Source organism: Enterococcus sp. AZ194 (assembly GCF_051713825.1).
GTDB lineage: Bacteria > Bacillota > Bacilli > Lactobacillales > Enterococcaceae > Enterococcus_K.
The window spans coordinates 3591314-3613326 of the sequence record NZ_JBIOQR010000001.1; the positions used below are offsets into that span (position 1 = coordinate 3591314).

Here is a 22013-nt window from a genome sequence, read left to right on the forward strand (position 1 = left end):
TCTAGATTTTCATTTGATTTTCGCTTTACACTTGATACCTTTGAACTATTTTTTTTCCGTTTCTGGTTTGGTCTTACGGCTAATTCCTTACTTTTTTGTTTTTTTCCAACCTCTAGTCTATTACTTTCTTTTCGCTTATTTTTTAGTTCTACTTCTTGGGGGTTGTTTGGTCTTCGTTTTTTGTTGGCTGCTTGGGTTCGGTTTGTTTGTTTCTTTTTGCTGGCTTGCCGAACGTTGTCTAGTCTTGGATTTCGTTTTGGTTCTTGCGCTAGCTCGGATTTCTGCTTTTTGCTGGGTGTTTGTTTTTTGTTGCGTTCTCGTTTTTTTGGCACCTGCGTTTGCTTCTTTTTTTGTATTCGTTTTTCTTCTTGTATTTGCCCCATCATCTTGTTTCTTTCTTTTTAAGAATATAATTAGTAACAGCAGCGCAATGAGTAAGACAAGCACACCGATTATGACATACAGCCATGGAAACTCTTCTTCTTCAACTGTGACATCTTTAGCATTGAGCTTTTTGGCTACTTCTGCAGTAATCTCAAAGTCTTTTTCAAATTCCCACTTGTACAAGTAACGCACGGTATTGCCTTCTTCATCAAGGAATTCGTACTTCCCCTTGTCCGTTAACCCAGCATAGGCTACCGTTTTCACTTGGTACTTGCCTGCTTGTAATCGTTCCCCATCCAATGAGATTGGGTATTCAAAATTTGAATTAGGTGCCATCTGCATTCTAGGAGCAGATGACTTGTATAAAACGTCACTTTCTCCTTGTTTTGTCACCTCGTGGCTCATACGTAATTGATTCAAATAAGTTGAATTAGGATTTTGGAAACCAACGTTAATCACATTTCGAGCATTCACTTGTGATGCACTGGCTTCTAGAATTTTCAGGTCAGGTTCCACTGCGACATCCGTTTCTTGCAGCACAAGTCCCACTGCAAAGGCATATTCGTTTTTAACCGCCATACCAGCTTCATCTTCTTTTGCCACATCTTTTTCAGATAGTATTTCTTTGAACGTAATCCCACCTGCTAAGATGCCATCAAAAGACTCTTTAGGCATACTAACCTTAAAGGGAACATTCACCTTACTCTTTGCTTTTATCGTCACTTCTTCGTCTACTTGAACAAGATCCTTCAAGTTATACTTCAATGATTTGTCAGGTTTGATTCCATTGGGACTATACTCCACCAAGCCATTAATATTGGTTGTTGCACTGGCTACTTGGACGCTAACCTTAACTTCTTTTTCCGTATCATTACGTAGCTCCACATCAAGAGTTTGAACTTGTTCAGGCTTCATCTTTAATTCGAAATAAGTCTTTTCCTTATCGATTTGGTTTTCTGGTATCACTGGGGTCACAGCAAAATTTAATTGTGCGGCTGTCGCTGTTTCTGCTGCACACAAAATGCCTATGACTACTGACAGAACCCACATCCATTTTTTTAATTGCTTCATTGGTTTATTTCTCCTTTGCCAAGCAGCGCGTATTTCTATTCCTAGTGATTGAGAAAATTAGGCTAGAACAAAGTTGTCCTAGCCTACTTTCTAAATCCATGTTTTTTTATTTAGGTGTATTTGATAAAGTCCAAGTTAATGTAGACGTGTAAGCCTTCAGTAATTTCGATGATTTACCCGGTACAGATAATTTTACAGATTCGGCAGCTGTTGCTTCAGTCCCCATATCATATAACCATGTACCTGCCCCTTTACCAGCTTCAGCAGTCATAATCACTGTCTCAACTCCAGGAGTTAAGTCTTTATCAGTTGTTTCAGCAAGTACAGTCGGTGTAATCGCTGCTTTTTGTGTTTCATCAAGATCATTTTGTTGGTTAGAAATCGCATGGCCGTTCGCAAAGTTTAACTTAGCGCCAACTAATTCTTCATTTTCTGCTGTTTTAAATTGAGCATTCTGTGTTACGCGTAATTGCCAACCCGTTTGTGTTCCACGTGTATCTGTTACTTGGACAAAGTTAGGTCCCGTTGTACTTTCGCCATCAAAAGTGGTATACGCTTGCGGTGCTGCATTATAGGTTTGATCTTTTGTTGAAATTTGTTGTACATTAAATTGGAAGTCAGACACATAATCAATGGATAAAGGTCCATCAGTTCCGGGAGTAACTGGTTTTTCTGGATTTATTGGATTTACTGGGATAATCGGTCTTTCTGGATTTGGTAATTTTGGATCCAATGGATTTTCACCACTCGTTCCTGCTTGGAAGGTAATTTTTGCTGTAGAGTCTAATCTATCACCTTTTTCACCTGCAAAGGCACTTGATGCGCCTAGTAAGCTACCAAATAAAATGATCCCTGCTGTTAATACTGTTGTTTTTTTCACGTTTTTTCTCTCCTTAACATATCTATGTATAATTTTTTTGTTCCCGATTAATAATCGCTATGCTTAGTGTTTAAAGACGGGCAAAATGCTCATCCCAGCTATTAAGAGTTACTTCCTTGGTATCCACTTGCTTGGTCCCCGATTTGTTCACTGATCGTTTCGGCCTATCTGGCAGTAATGTCCCAGAATATCCTGAGTTGACTAGCTCTATGTATTTTTGAACGAAGTAACACCATGACTCTATCCCCATCGTCTTTTTACACTAGCAATTTGCAAACAGTCGTTTCCGAAAAGAACGTGTCTAACTACCCACCATTCTTTTCGGCACGTCTTATTTAAATCCTAGTTACCAGGCCCCGTTACTAATGTCCAGGTTAACGTTCCCTCATAAGAGCCTAAACGTTGTTTGCCCACTGGAACTTTTAGTTTGATTCCTTGGTTTTTCGATTCTCCCCATTGATTCGAAATAACATAGGTTCCATCTTCTTGTAAGGTTGTTGCTTCCACTACGACTGCATCCTTACCTATCAGATAATCCGTTGGCCCATTTTCGAAGTACATTGTTTTATCTAGAACGATTGTCGCAGAAGTCAGTGGTTTTGTTTCGGCTACCGTCATATACCAGCTGCCTTTATCCCCACCACGTGTATCCTCCACCGCCAGATTTCCTGTAATGGTCGGCCAATAGGTTTTTTCTGTATTTGTAACTCTTTGATTTCCAAAGTTCAGCACATCTGGCGTTTCAACAAGTTTTAACTCACCTGAAATTAGGACATTGACTATTTTTACTAGATCAATGGTTCCTGCTTCATTAACATAGCTATACCTTGTTGGTACGTTTTTAGATAGCTCTGGAGCTGTCACATATTTGATTGCATCAAAGGCTGCGGCATCAATCGTTGGTTTAACAGAAGCCTTCCCGTCAGCAAACAAAACACGGGCCCATGTATGTGTGTTTAGCTCCACATCATCAGCTAATGCATTCGCTTCTTCTAATTTAAAGCGTGTTGATTTAGCATAAAGTGCCGTACTACGATCCTTAGAAATCTCTGATTCATCGCGAACAACGACCAGATTATAAGTTTCACTCACTTGATTTACTGCTGTTTTACCAGAAGTATACGTCACTTTGTGTTCTCTTGAGACATCATTCAGTCCTAAAGGCTGTTGAATCTCCGAAATTAATTTGTCGGTGATATTGTCTTTTAAGGACGGACGTCCTGCAGCTGAGAGATACGCATAGATACTGTCTTTGGTGATTGTTTTCGCTTCAGATTCTCTCACAAAAACGTGCTTACCTGAAACTTCTGCCTTGTTAGAATACTTAACTTTAATTGAATAGCTGTATTCGCCATCACTCGAAGTCCACTTACCCGGGTCAGAATTTGGTTTCTCATCGATTTTAATATCGGTTGACCTAATTTTTGTGGAAGTAATGTTCGCCGAATATAGCCAAGACCCAGTCATTACTGTTTCTGGCGTAAAGGTTAACGTAGGTAACACTTTAGTCCCTAAAGGAACGACTAATCGACCTTTTTTAACCTGTGTATTCGCAACTTCAGTGCCCCATGCATCTAAAGTTAAAGGCTGATTATTCGGCTTGACTTGTGTCACATCATGTGAAATAGTTCCATCACCATCTGCAATTCCTGGCATTTCTACTTCGTAATCGATGAACGAACCTGGAATCGCAATTCCATAACCACTACCTGATTTGGTCACATCATTATCACCAATGTAGGTTTTTCCTGTCTCTTTGTCTCGGCCAGTAAAGTTCGCCGGTTTGATTTTTGTAGCATTTTTAATGGTTGGATTGACTGTCAACACTTGGAAAGCATTCGCTTTGCCAAACCACGTTCCTGTACTTGAGACCATAGCACTGGCCTTCGGTGCTGAAGATACCCATGTCAAACGGTCTTTCGACTCATCTGGTGTTTCAAAATCAGTAATATTGATTTTCCCTGCACCAGGGACTGATTCAATCGTTCCTTCATCTTCAACAGTTAATTTCCCAAGTGAGAACATCCCTGTTGAAGTGGAAATCCCTAATCCAGCACCTTTAGACAAGTGAGTATCACCAAAAGTGTTGTAGGTAGTTGCATGGTTTGCAGCAGTAGCACCCGAACCATTTTTAATATTTCCATTCTCAGCTGTTAACATCATCCCATTAGTAATGTCCAACGACGTAAAGTTAACAATACCAACACCATTGACTTTTATATCCTCTTTTTGGTATTGGTTCGTGCCATCAACATTTGCACCGACAGTAATTATTGATTTATTACTACTATTAGCAACAATACTATCCGTGAAATTATCTGTAGGATTTCCACCAGATAGACCTTGGATACTAGACAATCCTTGGATATTCATCTTAACATCCCGCAAAATCTGATTATTAAGGACATTTTTGTAGTTCGTCGCATAAAGATGCCCAATCTTAGAACCAGAAGCTTGAATATTCATAGTAATCGAGCCACTTTTTGTTTGACTAGCATTTACTGCACCATCCCCGTAGATTGATGCTCCATCTAAAGCATCTGAGCCCGGTTTCGTATAAATATTCAGCGTTATCGTTTTAGATGAATCTTTTCCTACTTCACTCCTATTATTACCATAAGGGACCCCAGCACTGATACTAGTACCCGTTGGCAATCTAAATTCACCATCATAATTCCTTAAGTCGATGGTCAATTCGGTATTCCCTTCAATTATTGCTCCATAAATACTATCTTGGAATGTTGGACCTGAGGCAAGTGCTTCTTTCGTTGCTGCAAAAGTTGCACTATTAGTTCCAGAAAAATCGCCACCATAGATATAATTTTTCGTATCTCCAGTAACTATATTTTTGGATACAATCCCTAGACCATACGAGCCACCAACAGAAGCATTTATAACCCCATCATAGACAGTTACACCGGCATTCCCAACGATTTTCTCATCGTCCCAACCGCCACCAGTTAAGAACCAATCGACTTGTCCATTATTGATAGTCGCACGGGAATTTCCATAAATTCTTCTCATGGAATAACCGCCACCTTCTAAGGTGTCTACCATTCCACCATTCATAGTCATCGACGTATTTCCTTCGATAACCCCAGCAAAGCTTCCTCCATAAGTCCAGCGAGCCAATACATTATTTAAGACAGCACTAGTATCACCGTAGATATACATCTCAGTTCCATGAATAACGTCTGTACTACCGCCACCACCGACAATATCGAAAAATCCTATTTCACCGCTATGAAAATACGTTGGACGTGACGCTTTTGGTGTCGAGTTTGAATAGGATAGGGGGGTTGTTCGATAAGTATCGCCCTTTTGGCCATAAACAAATCCTTCTCCACCAACCCCGTCAGCAGATCCCACAACACCAACTTCAACAGACGTATTTCCCTCAATATAACCAGCAAATCCAGCAGCTCTTGTATAGGATACGTTATCCCCTAAAGCATAACTAACTGACCCTTCAAGTATTTTGGTTGAAATATCTCCATATACTGAAAATGAGGCTGTTTCTCTTGCATAAGCTCTACGTTCTTCATTAGTCATTGCGTCATACTTTTTCATATCTGCCACAGAAGGATTTAAGCCACCTGGGACTAAAGGTTCTTTCTTTATAGAGTTACCCGCTGCACCATCGATTCTATTAAATGAGCCTTGATTGGTCCCCCCCGCTTTTATTACATTATTGATACGCCCCTTAATAACACCTGAAGTTTCATTTGCACCTACAAAATATGCCCTTCCAGAAGTAAATTGACTTGTATCAATAGTAGTTGTAATTCCTGGAGTTGTCTTCGACGAGCCAATATTTCCGACCTTTGACCCTCCATAATAGTAGTTTGTTGTCCCTGACCATGAACCATAGCCTAGAATGTTATTCGTTACAGAACCATCAATATTCCCGTACACAACACCTCCATAATAAACTTTTAGATTATTGGGTGCTGATTTTACTGTACTGACAACTTCTGTTACCACATCTCCTGTTACATTGGCAGGCTTGCTTGCCGTTCCTTTACCGCCCCCATAAATATTAGAAATGGTTGCCCCTGCATTTTCAATTCGAACAGACGTATTGCCTTTGATGGTGCCAGACTCTGCACCACCTGATACGGTATCAATTGTTTTCGTAACATTCTTAATTACAACTGATGTGTTCCCTGTTAAGGTCCCACCCGTCTTATTTCCTCCGTAGAAGTTCCAGGTCCCCGTTCCTGTCGTTTCTACAGTAATAGTTGGATTACCTGTAACGTTCCCTTCATCCGTTCCCCCATATATTGATAATCCATTTCCAGAAGCCCCGCCATTCAGCGTCAAGCTATTACCATTCATAAACATTTCTTTGCCAGAATATTTAATATTTCTGAATTGAATATTTGTCCCAAAATGAATGGCTGTTGACAGACCGCCTACCGTTAATGTACTGCTATTAACCGGCACTTCTGTTGCAATATTGATTGGATCCTCTGAGTTCCCCGTAATTGTTAAAGTTCCAACCTTTCCTTGCAACGAATAAAATGTTGCGTTAGCTGCTGTAACAGTCGCTGGTTTTGTCTTAGCCACCGTATCAGCAGACACGGTTGTATTTTTTCCTATGTACAAAACATAATCTTCACCTGACCCTTTTTGATAAAGGTCATTTATTGCAGATTTAATCCCTGCCTCACTTGCCGCATATTCTTTATAGGCATTTCCTGAAGTAGGGTCCGGTACAATAATTACTTGCGTTTTATCTCGTACCGGAGCAATGATGTCTTTAATCGAGGTATTCGATTTAATTTTTGTAGATGTCGCCTTAACTGTTTCAAACTCTGCTTGAATCTCTGTGTCACTCGTAATCTCTAAAGTACGTAATACCTCAGTTGTATACAAAGCGCCATTGATTCTCCAGCCAACAAAACCGTCTAAGTTTTCGGTTGCCGGAATCTCCTCAGCAGAAAGTGTACTATCAGACTCCTTCTCGACTTCTATCTCCGTAGTGTCTGATGAGAAATTATGTTTCGTGTCTGTTTTGAAAGTAACTTTGAATTTTTTCTTTTCTTTCTTACTTTCTGGAACAGTTTCTTGTGAAGACTTCCCCTCATCTTCATTAGTAGTTGCGCTTGATTCCGAAGAGTTATAATTCTGTGTAGATGATTGGTTCGATGATAGGCCCTCTCCGGTCTCCATTACAGATGACTTACTAATTTCATCTGATGAATTCGTTTCAGCTACTGCTTGTACAGACATCAAAAACGGACTTAGCACTGTAACCAAGCTTAATGATAATGTTGTAAATTTTTTCACTTATTCCCCTCCTTTTGGACAGTTGTATAAATAAAAATCGTCCCCTACGACCTCATCTACTCGAATAAGTATATTATAACAGGTGTATTATAACAAGCGGTATTTTTAAATTTTTTCCTGTTTTCTTGAATTTTTTTAGAGAAAAAGAGAAAAAAACTGATTGAATCAGAACTTATTTTTAACAGCAAAAACTTTTAAAAAAATGGTTTTTAAGTTTTTTCTACTCTATTTACAAATGAACGATGAACGTTTCTTACCAAATAAAAAAGAGGATGAGCATAACTTTATGGGTTATGTTCGTCCTCTTTTCAGGTTCAAATAAATTATTTAGCTAATGCAGCTTTTGCTTGGTCAGCTAGCGCTGTGAATGCCGCAGCATCATTTACAGCTAAGTCAGCTAGCATTTTACGGTTAATATCAATTTCTGCCAATTTCAAACCGTGCATTAATTTTGAGTAGCTTAAGCCATTCATACGAGCTGCTGCGTTGATACGCGCAATCCATAATTTGCGGAAGTCGCGTTTTTTCTGACGACGATCGCGGTATGCATAGTTATATGAATTCATTACTTGTTCTTTTGCTGTTTTAAATAGGGTATGTTTTGAACCGTAGTAACCTTTTGCTAATTTAAGCACTTTTTTACGACGCTTACGAGTTACTGTTCCACCTTTAACACGTGCCATGTTTAATTCCTCCTAATAAATCTTCTTTGAATTTTAATTTGGTAAAGCCGTTTTGTATGGCTTATTTCATTTTTGCTAATTGTTGACGGATACGTTTGTAATCGCCAGATGATACCATACTTGCTTTACGCAATTGACGGCGTTGTTTCTTAGTTTTACCGTGGAAACGGTGACTTGTAAACGCACGGAATCTTTTCAATCCGCCTTTACCAGTACGTTTGAAACGTTTTGCTGATCCGCGGTGTGTTTTTTGTTTTGGCATGACTTATTTCCTCCTCAAAATCTTTCATTATCCGACTATGACTGCCTATTCTAACAATCAGTGAGTCAATAAAAACTTACTTTTCAGTTTTCGGTGCCAGCGTTAGAAACATGCTGCGTCCGTCCATTTTCGCTTTTTGTTCGACAGTTGAAATGTCAGCTGTTTCTTCAGCTAAGCGATCAAGAACTTTCTGACCAATCTCTTTATGGGTAATGGCACGGCCTTTGAAACGGATAGAAGCTTTCACTTTGTCTCCCTTTTCTAAGAACTTGCGGGCATTACGAAGTTTGGTGTTAAAGTCATTGATATCGATTGTTGGACTTAAACGAACTTCTTTCACATTGATCACTTTTTGCTTTTTACGCGCTTCACGTTCTTTTTTCTGTTGTTCAAAACGGAATTTTCCGTGATCCATGATTCGCGCAACGGGCGGTTTTGCTCCTGGTGCTACTAAAACAAGGTCTAGATTAGCTTGTTCTGCAATTTGAAGAGCCTCTGCTTTTGTTTTCACACCTAATTGCTCGCCGTCTGAACCGATTAATCGTAATTCGCGTGCACGTATGCCGTCGTTAACCATCATATCCTTTGCTATGGTCATTCACCTCCAGGTTTATTGAGAGAAAGAAAAGTTTCCCTTTTTAGGCAATAAAAAAACGAGTTCCTTATCTGAACCCGCACATTTTCAACTTACACGACTTAACTGTACTTGTAAGTGAAACTATCTAGCCCAGTGACAAAATCGACTAAGGCGAGAAGCGGCGGCCTCTACTTTTATTTCTCAACTCTATCAGTATACTGTCATTTCTCTTGCAAGTCAACCTATTTTCGAGAAATTTTGTCATTTTCTGAAAATCCTATTAACTTTCCATTGTTTTTCCATTTCTATTTGTGCTAAGGTTATTTCTAGGAGGCGTAAAAAAATGAATCAATCATTTCTTAAAGAACTAACTACTTTTCATAAACCACAAGACAATCCGTTTCGACTATTAGGAGCTGGTGTCTGTATGCTGGCGATATTATTAATTGGCTATACCTTACATGACTTAACTATTGGTAGTTTTGGCTCGTTAGGTATTTTTACTTTCCTTTATTATCAAAATATTCCCGCAAAACAATTGGTTACCCGAATGAGTATAGTCGGTAGCTGCTTGCTAATCGGAAATTTTCTAGGGATGCTCTCTACGCATATTTCTTGGACCGCACCTATTCTTGTAGGAGCCGTCGCCTTTTTGGGCAGACTCCTTTTCCGTCTACTAAAAATTGCCAAACCAGGCGTTTTTTTTATTGTTTTAGTAACGGGTATGGGCTCTAGTACAAATATTCCTTTACAGTCTACCGTTAAAATGAGCCTCTGCTTTTTCATTGGCGTATTCCTATCTATTATTGTAGCATGTGTCGTTCAGCGAACAGAAAAAACAGCCCCCGTTCCAGTACCCAAGCTTTCCCTTCAGGAACGTTTATACACAGATCCTGCTGCGATTGTGGATGCCTTATTTTATGGAGGAATCTTATTCTTCGCCGTTTACCTTAGCCAATCCTTACATCTTATGAATCCTTATTGGCTAGTCATTTCCTGCGCTGCCATCCTGCAAGGCGATAATCTTCGTGCTATGATGCATCGTAATATCCAACGAATTTTTGGAACAACCATTGGCCTACTTATTGCTGCCTTTCTTTTAAATTTACCATTATCAACTCTTCAATCCATTATCGTGATTACCTTACTCTATTTAACTGTCGAATTTTTTGTCCGTCGTAACTATGGTGTTGCTAACTTTTTCACAACACCGATGACCCTCATGCTTTCTACCTTAGCACGCCAACAATATATTTTTTCGCTGATTCAATATCGTTTTCTAGGCATTGTTTTAGGTAGTCTTTTGGGTGTGCTTTCTGCTTGGATCATGGTGACAGGGCTAACTTTTTATAACCGAGCCTTCCAGCTTCACGAAAAAATTCACGATGATATTGAGGAATAACCTATTATTTTACAAATTCCCCTTGTTCTTTTTTGGCTTGAGTTAAGTAAAAAAAGAACTTTTTATAGACAGTTGATACAAGATTATGGATAAAGGAGCGTAGCTAGATGTTACTTTTGTTTTACCGTGCACTATTTGGTGCAGTCGTCTGCATAATATTCGGCTTTTTCGCTTACCTAACCAAGCAGTTAACCTTATCTGGCACCATCGCCCTCTTTTTTGTCGGTATCCTACTAACGACTTTCGGCTCGTGGATTAGCTGGTGCTTAATGCTTCTATTCTTTCTAAGCTCTGGACTCATTCACCTAATCAAAAAACGCTTCTTTACGGCTCATCAAGACCTTATCGCAGAAAAAGGCCACACCAGAGATGCCCAACAAGTGTTAGCAAATAGTCTTCCCGCTGTTTTGAGCTTACTGCTTTACGCCTACACGAGTAATGAACTCTTTTTGGTTGGTTACGTCGCAGGAATCGCTGGTGCCACTTCAGATACTTGGGCCTCTGAAATCGGTCAATTAAGCCCTAGTACGCCACGCTCTATTTTAACCTTCAAACAGCTTCCCACCGGGACCTCTGGTGGCATCACAGGACTCGGAACGTTAGCCTCAGTCGGTGCTTCTTTTCTAATTTCAATCAGTTTTTGGCTGTTATTTAGCCTGTCACAAATGAACGGGTTGATCTCAGCTAGCTATTTTCTCATCCCTTTTTTCAGTGGCATTTTGGCCTCTGTTTTTGATAGTTTATTAGGAGCTAGCCTTCAAGCACGTTATGAATGTGTGGTTTGTCACCAGTGGACTGAACAGACCGTCCACCATGGTCAACAGACACATTTAATAAAAGGCCTTCGCTGGTTAGATAATGATAAAGTAAATTTTTTCAGTGGACTGCTAACGATTGTGGTCGCGGGGATGTTGTGGAGAATGTTGCAGTGAGTTTTTTTGAGGGACATATGAATAGCTCATCTTTTATAAGAACCTGGCTATTTGTGCTGTATTCAACTAGTAAGTGCCCGTTTCTGTTATGCAGTTGTTGCACAACAGAAACGGGTACTTTTTTATTTATGGGCCCAACCTCCTCCTTCACTACGTTTATTTCTTCTTTAAAGTACTTTTTATCTCTTTATTCATTAATTAATCTGTTTACATATCAGGGCTGATTCTTACTAATAATACTCGAAGAAACCCATCCTTTTTTTTACTATTTTTAATTTCTAAATTAAAATATAGAAAATGAGTGACTAAAAAAGGGAGACTACTAAAAAAGCTTACTAAAAAGCGTGAAATTCTTTATGATTTTCATAAAAAATAAAGAGGAGGTCCTCTCTATTTTGCTCTATTCTCCTTTTTAACTTGATTATTCGTTTCCTATTAGTTAAATACAATGCACTCGCCTCTTTAATGGTTTTATTCAGTATCACTTATCCAAGATCGCCCAACTACTTTCTGAAGGCAATTTATCCATCAAACAAACTAGTACCAAGGTTGGTTATCGTGACCCAATACACTTTTCAAAAAGCTTCAAGAAAGAGTCCGAAATTTTGGAAATAAGCGAAAGAAATCGAACTAAAGCGCTTAACTCCGAGACCCAAGTATGTAATGTCAAACGTCACCAGGTATGTATTGTCAAACATCCATTCATTCTTTGTTGTGTTTTTCAGTAACAAATAGCTTCATCTCTAGCATGTGACCTGCGGAAAAGTTGTCGAAAGCGGAACGCAGCCCTTCAATTCTTAGGGTGTTTCACCTTTAGAGATTGATAAGAACGGAGCTTTTTTTGTAGAAAGAAGCTCAAGCCCTTCTATTTCCAGTGTTTAGCAAAAGTCTATTCGCATGCTGTGTCCCCTAAGTCAGGTCTGATTCTAAGTCCATCACAAAAAAACTACTCCACGCTAAAAAGCAAAGAGTAGTTTTTTGATTATTTAAGTTCGCTCGTATACGTTAAAAGGAGTTTATCTACTCCTCCACTTTTCTTCGACCTAACTGGTAAAGACACCTTAATCCAAATACAATTCCTTCAATAAACGGTAATCAGATGGGCTTAAGCGTAACACTTCTTTTCCATAGCCTTCAATTCCGCCGAAGTTTTCATCAATGAGTTGGTAGGCATGGTCAAGATAATCTTTTTCAACCTCCATCGCCACCTTAATTCCGGCAAGCTGGCCTTCTGTCATTCCGCGCTCAGCGGCTTCCTTCAAGAAGATTTCGTTGGGTTTCTGTCTTTGAATATTTGTTTTTAGATAATCTTCGTAAATCGTTTCTCTTGGAACATCCAAAAATTCTAAGGTTAACGCAGCAGCGATCCCTGTACGATCTTTCCCGGCAAAACAGTGAAATAACACACTGCCAGACTCTGTTTTTAATAACTCATCGAAATATTCTCGATAACCTTGTTGCGCACCTTCGTTTAAAATCAAATTGGTATACAGTTTTTTCATATGGTTGCTGACTAAAGTTAAATCACTAACATCCATTAAGTCTTCCATACTGCCGTTATCATGAACCTCTTTCATGATATCAATCCAGTGGTAGCTCACTGCATCCAACTCATCATCGGGTCGAGTAGTAATCTCGTGTTCGCCACGAAGATCGATAATTTTGTTCAAGTCATGTTGTTTCAACACGTCACGGCTGGTCTCGTTAATCTGGAAAACCTCTCCTGAACGAAGTAATCGATTATGTTTTACTTGGCGTCCTTCTTTATTTTTTAAGCCACCCAATTCTCTAAAATTCGCTAAATTCATTAACATCCTCCTCTTGATTAAATCGTTACTAATCGTAATTTGGTAATATTTTTGTACGTCGAAAGCTCTTCAATAACTTCCGCATACGTTAATCCTCTTGGTAAATCAATCGTATAAATATTCGTGTAAATTCGATAATCCCCGACAAATTTCACATCAAAATTGACGTCATCAATCTCTATTTTGCGATCTTCAAAATACTGAGAAATAAAACTTTTTGTCTCTTCTCGATGGATATATTGAACCTCTAATTTTTTAGTGGTCGGAATGTGAACAATCCGTTTAACTAAGGTCAAAGCAAAAAATATTGCTAAAAAGCTAGAAAGTGCGATTGCATAAAAGCCCATCCCAATCGAAATACCCACTCCTGCCACAGCCCATAAAGAAGCTGCGGTTGTTAAACCGGTCACTGAACGTTTGGTTACGATAATCGTTCCTGCACCTAAGAACCCAACACCACTGACCACTTGAGCTATTAATCGAGCTTCATCTGAACGAATCACGCCTGCCAATCTAGGATTGTCTATCGCTGCTTGAATAGCACTACTGGCAATCTCGACTTGAATCAGCGCAATAATTGTCGCCCCTAAACAAACTAAAATATGCGTCCGCATGCCAGCCGGTCGACTTTTATATTGCCGTTCAAATCCAACTACACCACTCATTAAAATGGCTAAGACTAGCCGTAAAATAATTTCAGGTATTGTTAATGGACTAACCATTTCCTGTCACCTCACTCTTTTAACTATACCACTCTTAGACCAAATTATCACCCGAACACCCCATGAAAATTTGGTTTTTGCTTTCAAAAAAACGGCTAGTTTATGTAAAAAAGAAAGACCTGTACACACTGACAGCTACCAAATAGAAAACAAACAAAAATAAGTATTTTCTAGTCGTCCATTCGTTTGGCGGCTCCCACAACTTCTAGTTTTCTGTTGCTAAGTAAGCTTTTACCTCTTCCTCATAAGCAAATTTTTGATTCTGTTCAAAAAGATAGTCACGGTCATGCGTTCGAGTACCACCTTTTTCCAGAGTTTCTTGGTACGCTTCAAAGTAGGCTAAATCTGCCTTCTGTGCTCTTTCAAGTTCTTGATTTATCTCATACTTCACTTGCCGGAAGCTGACATCTAGTGCGCCTTCTTCATCAACAGAAAGAATTGCATAGTGAGCCCGTCCTTCTTTTCGAAGATTTTTTCTTGCACAAAAAGGATACCCCACGGCTCCTGGATTAATGACCAATTGTTCTGTGTGGCTATATCTCATTAACTGATGGTGAACGTGTCCGTATACCGCAACATCGATTGCTTGACTACTAAACAATCCATCAAAATTTTCTTGGTCTGCTGTTGGTATAAGTGCACCGCCGCTATTATTATTTGGCAAATTATGTGCAATACTGAAGGTTAACCCATTTAATGATTGCGTCTGATTTAACGGTCGATTTCTTAATGTATTGACGTTCTTTTTGGACAGCTTTTTAAGTAAATCCATCCCTAGTTTTGCTATGTAAATATCACATGGGTCCTTCACATCAAAGTGCTCATTCTTCTCATCCACCATCAGCAAAAGATCATCCCAATTTCCCTTAACCCAAACAGATGGATTCAAAGAGTCAACCAACTCGAAAATTTCTGATGTTCCCCATCCGTGCATCAGAATATCCCCTAAAATCCATGCATCGGTTATTTCCTCTTGTCTAGCATCCGCAATCGCTGCTTCAAAAGCTGTTACATTTCCATGTATGTCAGAAAACAAAGCAATTTTATGTTTCATCAATCCTACATCCCTTCTGTTGTCCTACAGTTATTTATTTTTCTTATGCTCATGATACCCTAACAACCCTAGTTTTAGTCAACCTTTACTCAAATTTCACACAGAGAATAGCAGCACTTACTAACATACCAAGAATTCACAACAAAAGAAGCGAAACTGCGATTTACGTGGACGTCTGAGCTTAGTTGATTTTTTGTAAGAGGAACTCTTATCCCGGTCAGCTCACTATTGACAGCAGCCGTACTCATAAATTTGACAGTAAAAAACTCAGGTCGAGTAGTGAAAAACTCCGAAAATCAATATGCTCTAACAAGTTCTTCACATCTATTCCAAGCATTCGAGAAAGCCGTTACACAAAATAAAATTGATTGAACTTGAAGGAACTGGAAGAGCCCTCCTAGAAAACGAATCGTTTACGAAGGAATATGAAAATAAAAAATAAACCGATATATATTTTATGAAGCCTCATTTCTATGCGTAACAAGGTACTTTATATTTTTCTTGAAAATTTCCAGTTTTGAAGATATATCCCTTTCGCAAATTTCAAAAAATTTCAAATAAAAATTCCTAATCGTTTACTTTGTAAACTAAAAATATGGATTTTCCTTTAAAAAGATGATACAATTACTTTGCGATACGAAATTAATTAAAAACAATTTTAGTACCAAAAAAGCCAACCTACTGGAATAGGTTGGCTTTTTCTTTTCACTGTTGCGACACCAGCGTTGGAGCTAGTAGCAACTGCATGGTTATCGTCTAATCGTCTAGCCAATGATTAACTAACGCAATTATTAGTCCCACTAAGAGTGGTGCGATAACCAACGAAATTAATTTCTCAAACAATTTTAGCACCACCTTATGTGGCAGTTGCCTTTTATATTATACCACTAGCGTTGTAGGGAAAACCAAAACCTGACAAATGTTTTTCAAATACCATTTTCATGAATAAGTACAACTTAAAAACTTCATTTTTAGAAATAGATTTTTCTAATAAATCCATCTGCCCCACTAGTTTTCAGATACCTGACGAAGAGGTCAATAAAAATCCATTTTAGCGACAATTTTAACTTCATACTTTTAGCACGCAAACCTTTTCCAGCAAAAAAAGCACAGCCATAGACTATGCTTTTTTAACAACCAGACAGTGTGACAAACCGACTCTTACAGTTTGCTTCCTGCAGCGTCATCAATAATTACGACTACATCTGGATGGTTTTGCAAGGCACTGGCTGGCACGTGAGTCGTTACAGCTCCGTTAATCATTGCTTTTATCGCATCTGCTTTGTTTTCACCATAAGCCATAAGAACCATTTTTTTACCTTTTAAGATAGAACCAATGCCCATAGAAATCGCCTTAGTCGGCACATCTTCTACCTTGTCAAAGTAACGTTTGTTTGATTCAATTGTTGATTCAGTTAAGTTCACCACAGCTGTTCCACCATCTAGAGGAGCACCAGGTTCGTTAAAGCCGATATGGCCGTTTGTACCAATTCCCAAGATTTGGATGTCAATTGGATGCTCATCAATAATTGAGTCATAATGCACACATTCAGCTTCTGGATTTTCCGCTTTGCCGTTAGGGACAAACGTTTCTTTAAATGGTTTTTTATCAAATAATTGAACATTCATGAAGTGACGATAGCTTTGCGCATCATCTCCGCCTAAGCCCAAGTATTCATCAAGGTTAATTGAAACCATCTCACGAAAATCAATCTCGCTATTTCTCATTTCTTTATATAATGTTTCTGGCGTGCTACCTGTCGCTAAGCCTAATACCTTTGCTCCATTGTTTATGCCTGATTGAATAATTTCAAATGCCTTTTTTCCGCCTTCTTCAGCATCTCTCACACGAATGATTTCCATGATGATTGCTCCTTTATCGTCTGTATTTTTGGTATAGTCCAATTATACCATCGTTTTTTTCAGAGCGCAAGAATATGTCCTTCTTTTTTGTAATCAATACAACGTCATATAGGCCAAGGACTATTGAAATGAAAATGCCTAGAAAAAAAGCCACGAGGAGTAGCTTGTATACAATGACCATCATATTTGTTAGAACATTTTTAAAAGGAGGGATTATCACGGCAACTATCAGAATTGACGATGACTTAAAAATGAGGCAGATAAAATGTTTGATGAAGTTGGAATGAATACATCCGTCGCAGTAAAACTATTTTTAACTAAATTTGTTAAAACTGGGAAATTTCCATTTGACATTGAGACGCTATCCTTTCAGCCCACTGATGAGACTGTTTCAGCCTTCAAAGAAACTGACAGTCTGATTACAAATAAAGACTTAGTCAACAATGAAGACTTGAGCAGCTATTTTACCAGAATGAATAGAGAAGCCTCCGAGGAAGAACGTGCTGAACGATAAAACAACCACGCGCTTTGATAAAGATGTAAAAAAGACCACTGTCGACTTATGTAAGCTGCCTAGACCTAGAAACTCATTATTGCTCTTGCGTTAGTGTTAATGATGGTAATAAATGGCTCAATTTCATTAAAAATTTCCCTCTTACTTGACAGAAAAAATTTCAGATGATAAAGTCTATTACAACAAAGAAGTCGAGGTGTAGAATGATGAATCGCCATATTAATCTGCCACTAATCAGAGAAACAGCTTTTAACAACTGGATGATGAAGCATTGTTAAAAGCATATACAATAAGATTTTTATCCCTTTCTTCATCGAAAAATGGTCAATTTTGACAGGTTTATTTATTGTCGCCATTTTTCGATTATAAATCATTGACTTGTATATTTCGCTATCAACAATCGCTTTTGTTGATAGCTTTTTTCATTCCAGCAGAAAAGAGCATGTCTCTTTATCTGCTATTTTTATTGACAGAAAGAAGGAACACACATGTTAACATTAACAAACATTACGCAACAATTTGGAGAAAAGATTCTTTACGAAGGAATTGATTTGCAATTAAATAGAGGCGAACACATGGGCTTAATTGGTCAAAATGGCGCTGGTAAGAGTACACTGATTAAAATTATCACGGGAGAAATCTTACCCGATGATGGCCGAATTGCTTGGCAAAAGAACGCCCATGTTGGTTACTTAGATCAATATGTAGAGGTTGATGAAACACTCAATATTCGCGAATTTTTACGTTTGGCTTTTAAAAATGAATTTGAAAAAGAAGCGGCAATTGCCCAATTATATACTGAATATGGAGAAACCTTCGATGATCGGTTATTAGAAAAAGCAGGCCGTTTGCAAACAGAATTAGACCAAGGAGACTTTTATCAGATAGACACGCTAGTTAATGAGATGAGCACGGGGCTTGGAATTGATGTTTTAGGCATGGATTCTCAATTAAAAAATCTTAGCGGCGGCCAACGTTCAAAAATTATCTTAGCTAAATTATTACTAGAAAAACCGGATGTCCTAATCTTGGACGAGCCGACTAACCACTTGGATGATGAACACATCACCTGGCTCACTCAGTTTTTACAAGAATTCTCTGGGGCCTTTCTAGTTGTCTCTCATGACCGCGCATTCTTGAATCAAATCACTACACATATAGCTGATATTGAGTTTGGTCGCTTAATCAAATACACAGGAAACTTAACTCAAGCGCTCAAACAAAAAGAACAAAATCGAGAGTCTTATTTACGACAATACCATGCACAACAAAAACATATTGAAAAAACAGAAAGTTATATCCGTAAATACAAAGCTGGATCACGCTCAACGATGGCCAAAAGTCGTCAAAAACAATTAGATAAAATCGATCGACTAACCCCACCGGGAAGTGCAGCAAAACCTAATTTTGATTTTCCTTATGCGCCAATCGTGACAACGTTAGCTTTAGAAACGACGGCTCTTGTAATTGGTTATGAGCGCCCTCTGTTGACACCTATTAATTTAACGATTCGTTATGGGGAAAAAGTCGCTATTCGTGGTTTTAATGGCATTGGAAAATCGACCTTACTAAAAACATTAATTGATGAACTACCCAAACTAGGCGGTGACTTCCATTTTCCAGAAAATACCCAACTAAACTATTTTTCGCAAGATTTAGTCTGGAGTAACCCGTTTGAAACGCCGCTACAATACTTGAGTGATTTGTATCCAAAAGCGACCATTAAGGAACTCCGCAAACATCTTTCACGAGCTGGTTTGCCTAACCAACTAGCTCAAGAACCCCTATCAACGCTTAGTGGTGGCGAACAAACCAAGGTTAAGCTTTGCCAAATGACGATGCAAAAAGGCAACTTCTTAATTCTCGATGAACCGACAAATCACATTGACCAAGAAACCAAAGTCAGCTTGCAAAAAAGTCTTGCTACATTTGCAGGAACGGTCATCATCGTTTCTCACGAACAAGAATTTTACCAAGATATCGTTAGCCGTGTGATTGAAATTAATGCGGAGTAAACGAAAAAGAGCGTCAGCATAATTTCTTACTACTTACAAAAAAACAGGCGCAGCTTTCGGTGAGTCATCAAAAGTTGCGCCTCTTTTATTCTTACCTTGAAGTAGAATCTTCCTGTACTCTATTATAAACACTGGCCTATCAACATTATGAACGTAAACATTATGTTTGTGTTCATAATTAAAAATTAGTGACTGAGCATGGGACATAACTCAAAAAGTTATGCCCATGCTCCTATTTCCCGAATAAACGGTGGGCGCAGAAGCAACTCCATCTGCACTGCGCAAAAAGACTCCGATCTCATCAATCTCTAAAGGTGGAACACCTTAAGAATTGAAGGACGTTGTTCCGCTCTCAACAACTTCTACGCATGGGACATGCTAGAGTTGAAGGTTCGGAAATAAGCTGAAATTCACAAAAATTTGAAGAGCAATTTTCGTGGATTCCCTCTTATTTCTCGGAGTTAAACACTTCTGTCCCAACCTCTTTATCATTTGACGAAGCTTACTAAACAACAGCCAGTTCACCGCTTAAAAAATGCCTGATTAATAAGAGCTGCCTTATAATCTGTTGGATTGCTCAGGCGGTTTCCCCTTCAATAAATAATAGGTCGCCTTCACCAATCGGATAACCTTCTCTTGTTAAACTAAAGGTATCAATGCCGATAAGGATATTCCAATCATCCATATCAGAAACAGGCGTGTGTCCTACCACTTGTTTTGGGTAGTTTGGATTACAATGCGCCAATAGCGTATACGTATAGTCTGTCCAAATCAATGAACCGTATTTAGAGCTCCCTCCTCGTGTTGTGTCAACTAATATTTCTATCACTCGATTCACTAATGGTAGAATGATTGTTTCTTTTAAGCGCATGTCTCCAACTGCTAATAAGCCCATCGCCCATTTCCACTTTCGTCGCTAAAGATAAACGCTCCGCACAAATCCTAAACTTTTGAAACTTACTTTTTGCTTAAAAACTAGAACAAAGAACTGAACCTTATCATTTCAGTTTAGAGAAGGCAACAAAAATTAAGCTGACGCGTACCAAAAAATCCTTTCAAACGAACATCTGCTGCTTTTTTGCAGGCTCGTTTGAAAGGATTCATTTTATTATTTAAGTGTTCTTCTAAATCAGCGAATTGTTTTATTCAACTAAAGTCGCGCCGTTCGACTCAATCACTTCTTTATACCAATAGAAGCTTTTTTTCTTATAACGATTCAATGTACCACTACCATCTTCTTGTCTATCAACATAAATCATCCCGTATCGTTTTTTCAACTCTGCTGTTGTGAAGCTGACCAAATCAATACAGCCCCAAGAAGTATAACCCATAATCTCAACGCCATCTTTAATTGCTTCACTGACCTGTACAAGATGGTCATTCATATATTGAATACGATACTCATCATTCACCGTTTTTGAACCATCAGAAAGCTCAACTAACTTATCAATTGCTCCTAACCCATTTTCCACGATAAAGACCGGCTTTTGGTAGCGATCATAGAGATTATTTAAATAGTAACGCAAGCCTTCTGGATCAATTTGCCAGCCCCATTCACTAGCCGTAAGATACGGGTTCGGTACGCCACCTAGAATATTGCCTTCGCCAGTCTCTTGGTTTGGATCTGTTGACTCACACGTGGACATGTAATAGCTAAAGGAAATAAAATCAACCGTTTCTTTCAGTGAAGCCAAATCATCTTCTGTCATTTCCAGTTGAATGTCCTGCTCTTCAAAGAAACGTTTCGTATAACTTGGATAATATCCGCGAACCTGAATGTCCGAGAAATAATAATTTTCTCGTTCCGTTTCTAAGGCTTTTAGAACATCTTTTGGTGCAGGTGTTAGTGGATAAATGGGCATCCCTAAGACCATACAACCAATCTGTGCATCGGGGATAATCTCATGGCAAGCTTTTACCGCCTTGGCACTTGCGACTAGCTCATGATGAATCGCTTGGTAGATATCTTGTTTACTCAACTCCTCTAGTGGCGTATAAATGCCACCACTTAGAAAGGGCGCATGGGTAATCGAATTAATTTCATTAAATGTCAGCCAATACTTCACTTTATCCTTATAACGCGCAAACACAGTCCGCGCATAATGCTCAAAGAACCCAATTAATTTCCGACTACGCCACCCATCATAAGTAGTTGATAGATGTAACGGAGTTTCATAGTGAGACAGGGTTACTAGAGGCTCTATTCCATACTTTGCACATTCTTCAAATACTCGCTCATAAAAGGCTAACCCGGCTTCATTTGGCTCCGTTTCATCTCCATTTGGAAAGATTCTTGACCAAGCAATCGATAGGCGAAACACTTTAAACCCCATCTCTGCAAATAAACGAATATCCTCTTTATATCGATGATAAAAATCAATCCCCACCAACTTTAGATTATCAGACGTTGGCTCACTAGTCGGACGACCTTTCCATCCATGAGGCGCGACATCCTCGACACTCAAGCCTTTACCATCTTCCAAATAAGCACCCTCTGCTTGGTTGGCTGCAATGGCGCCACCCCATAAAAAATTCTCTGGAAATCTACTCATTT

At 38.8% G+C, this 22013-nt stretch carries 17 protein-coding genes; 4 read left to right on the top strand and 13 right to left on the bottom strand.

Annotation, left to right across the window (positions count from 1 at the left end; all coding sequences use genetic code 11):
* Positions 1-135: 135 nt before the first annotated feature.
* The 6 genes from IGI37_RS16725 to infC form a co-directional block, all read right to left on the bottom strand.
* Positions 136-1455, bottom strand: a complete 1320-nt coding sequence (locus IGI37_RS16725; RefSeq protein WP_438763207.1) for a DUF916 and DUF3324 domain-containing protein — start codon at positions 1453-1455, stop codon at positions 136-138.
* Between the two features lie 106 nt (positions 1456-1561).
* On the bottom strand, positions 1562-2335 hold the full coding sequence (locus IGI37_RS16730; RefSeq protein ID WP_438763208.1) for a WxL domain-containing protein: 774 nt from the start codon (positions 2333-2335) through the stop codon (positions 1562-1564).
* Between the two features lie 342 nt (positions 2336-2677).
* Positions 2678-7627, bottom strand: coding sequence for a hypothetical protein (locus tag IGI37_RS16735; protein ID WP_438763209.1), 4950 nt, complete (start codon positions 7625-7627; stop codon positions 2678-2680).
* Positions 7628-7950: 323 nt separating this feature from the next.
* Entirely contained in the window at positions 7951-8310 is a 360-nt protein-coding gene (gene rplT / locus IGI37_RS16740; RefSeq protein ID WP_438763210.1) for a 50S ribosomal protein L20, read from the bottom strand.
* 61 nt (positions 8311-8371) lie between these two features.
* Positions 8372-8572, bottom strand: a complete 201-nt coding sequence (gene rpmI / locus IGI37_RS16745; protein WP_010769978.1) for a 50S ribosomal protein L35 — start codon at positions 8570-8572, stop codon at positions 8372-8374.
* A gap of 76 nt (positions 8573-8648) precedes the next feature.
* Entirely contained in the window at positions 8649-9170 is a 522-nt protein-coding gene (infC, locus tag IGI37_RS16750) for a translation initiation factor IF-3 (RefSeq protein ID WP_438763212.1), read from the bottom strand.
* Positions 9171-9492: 322 nt separating this feature from the next.
* On the opposite strand from infC, the gene IGI37_RS16755 reads away from it, so the two are divergent.
* Together IGI37_RS16755 and IGI37_RS16760 are read left to right on the top strand one after the other, a co-directional pair.
* Positions 9493-10551 (top strand): FUSC family protein, encoded by a 1059-nt coding sequence (locus IGI37_RS16755; RefSeq protein WP_438763214.1) that lies wholly within the window; start codon positions 9493-9495, stop codon positions 10549-10551.
* A 107-nt stretch (positions 10552-10658) separates the two neighbouring features.
* A complete protein-coding gene (locus tag IGI37_RS16760; RefSeq protein WP_438763215.1) occupies positions 10659-11483 on the top strand; it encodes a DUF92 domain-containing protein in 825 nt (274 codons plus the stop codon).
* Positions 11484-12544: 1061 nt separating this feature from the next.
* Here the strand turns inward: IGI37_RS16760 and IGI37_RS16765 are convergent.
* The 5 genes from IGI37_RS16765 to IGI37_RS16785 form a co-directional block, all read right to left on the bottom strand.
* On the bottom strand, positions 12545-13291 hold the full coding sequence (locus IGI37_RS16765; RefSeq protein WP_438763216.1) for a tyrosine-protein phosphatase: 747 nt from the start codon (positions 13289-13291) through the stop codon (positions 12545-12547).
* 17 nt (positions 13292-13308) lie between these two features.
* The gene (locus IGI37_RS16770) at positions 13309-14013 is read right to left on the bottom strand and encodes an MgtC/SapB family protein (RefSeq protein ID WP_438763217.1); all 705 of its coding nucleotides are present in this window, start codon (positions 14011-14013) and stop codon (positions 13309-13311) included.
* A gap of 205 nt (positions 14014-14218) precedes the next feature.
* On the bottom strand, positions 14219-15067 hold the full coding sequence (locus tag IGI37_RS16775; protein WP_438763218.1) for a metallophosphoesterase family protein: 849 nt from the start codon (positions 15065-15067) through the stop codon (positions 14219-14221).
* A 756-nt stretch (positions 15068-15823) separates the two neighbouring features.
* Positions 15824-15922 (bottom strand): type I toxin-antitoxin system Fst family toxin, encoded by a 99-nt coding sequence (locus tag IGI37_RS16780; protein WP_438763219.1) that lies wholly within the window; start codon positions 15920-15922, stop codon positions 15824-15826.
* A 306-nt stretch (positions 15923-16228) separates the two neighbouring features.
* The gene (locus IGI37_RS16785) at positions 16229-16930 is read right to left on the bottom strand and encodes a glucosamine-6-phosphate deaminase (protein ID WP_438763676.1); all 702 of its coding nucleotides are present in this window, start codon (positions 16928-16930) and stop codon (positions 16229-16231) included.
* 265 nt (positions 16931-17195) lie between these two features.
* Here IGI37_RS16785 and IGI37_RS16790 point away from each other — a divergent pair, with 265 nt between their 5' ends.
* Both IGI37_RS16790 and IGI37_RS16795 read left to right on the top strand, forming a co-directional pair.
* The gene (locus tag IGI37_RS16790) at positions 17196-17444 is read left to right on the top strand and encodes a type II toxin-antitoxin system RelB/DinJ family antitoxin (RefSeq protein ID WP_438763220.1); all 249 of its coding nucleotides are present in this window, start codon (positions 17196-17198) and stop codon (positions 17442-17444) included.
* Positions 17445-17932: 488 nt separating this feature from the next.
* Positions 17933-19459, top strand: a complete 1527-nt coding sequence (locus IGI37_RS16795; protein ID WP_438763221.1) for an ABC-F family ATP-binding cassette domain-containing protein — start codon at positions 17933-17935, stop codon at positions 19457-19459.
* A gap of 577 nt (positions 19460-20036) precedes the next feature.
* Here the strand turns inward: IGI37_RS16795 and IGI37_RS16800 are convergent.
* Positions 20037-20354: a hypothetical protein gene (locus tag IGI37_RS16800; RefSeq protein ID WP_438763222.1), complete on the bottom strand. Its 318-nt coding sequence runs from the start codon at positions 20352-20354 to the stop codon at positions 20037-20039.
* A gap of 247 nt (positions 20355-20601) precedes the next feature.
* Positions 20602-22011: a glycoside hydrolase family 1 protein gene (locus IGI37_RS16805; RefSeq protein WP_438763223.1), complete on the bottom strand. Its 1410-nt coding sequence runs from the start codon at positions 22009-22011 to the stop codon at positions 20602-20604.
* Positions 22012-22013 lie beyond the last annotated feature (2 nt).

Excerpts from the sequence above, each read along its gene's own strand:
- IGI37_RS16725 (WP_438763207.1), bottom strand. The coding sequence starts at position 1,455 with ATGAAGCAATTAAAAAAATGGATGTGGGTTCTGTCAGTAGTCATAGGC.
- rplT (WP_438763210.1), bottom strand. The coding sequence starts at position 8,310 with ATGGCACGTGTTAAAGGTGGAACAGTAACTCGTAAGCGTCGTAAAAAA.
- rpmI (WP_010769978.1), bottom strand. The coding sequence starts at position 8,572 with ATGCCAAAACAAAAAACACACCGCGGATCAGCAAAACGTTTCAAACGT.
- infC (WP_438763212.1), bottom strand. The coding sequence starts at position 9,170 with ATGACCATAGCAAAGGATATGATGGTTAACGACGGCATACGTGCACGC.
- IGI37_RS16755 (WP_438763214.1), top strand. The coding sequence starts at position 9,493 with ATGAATCAATCATTTCTTAAAGAACTAACTACTTTTCATAAACCACAA.
- IGI37_RS16760 (WP_438763215.1), top strand. The coding sequence starts at position 10,659 with ATGTTACTTTTGTTTTACCGTGCACTATTTGGTGCAGTCGTCTGCATA.
- IGI37_RS16765 (WP_438763216.1), bottom strand. The coding sequence starts at position 13,291 with ATGAATTTAGCGAATTTTAGAGAATTGGGTGGCTTAAAAAATAAAGAA.
- IGI37_RS16770 (WP_438763217.1), bottom strand. The coding sequence starts at position 14,013 with ATGGTTAGTCCATTAACAATACCTGAAATTATTTTACGGCTAGTCTTA.
- IGI37_RS16775 (WP_438763218.1), bottom strand. The coding sequence starts at position 15,067 with ATGAAACATAAAATTGCTTTGTTTTCTGACATACATGGAAATGTAACA.
- IGI37_RS16785 (WP_438763676.1), bottom strand. The coding sequence starts at position 16,930 with ATGGAAATCATTCGTGTGAGAGATGCTGAAGAAGGCGGAAAAAAGGCA.
- IGI37_RS16790 (WP_438763220.1), top strand. The coding sequence starts at position 17,196 with ATGTTTGATGAAGTTGGAATGAATACATCCGTCGCAGTAAAACTATTT.
- IGI37_RS16795 (WP_438763221.1), top strand. The coding sequence starts at position 17,933 with ATGTTAACATTAACAAACATTACGCAACAATTTGGAGAAAAGATTCTT.
- IGI37_RS16800 (WP_438763222.1), bottom strand. The coding sequence starts at position 20,354 with ATGGGCTTATTAGCAGTTGGAGACATGCGCTTAAAAGAAACAATCATT.
- IGI37_RS16805 (WP_438763223.1), bottom strand. The coding sequence starts at position 22,011 with ATGAGTAGATTTCCAGAGAATTTTTTATGGGGTGGCGCCATTGCAGCC.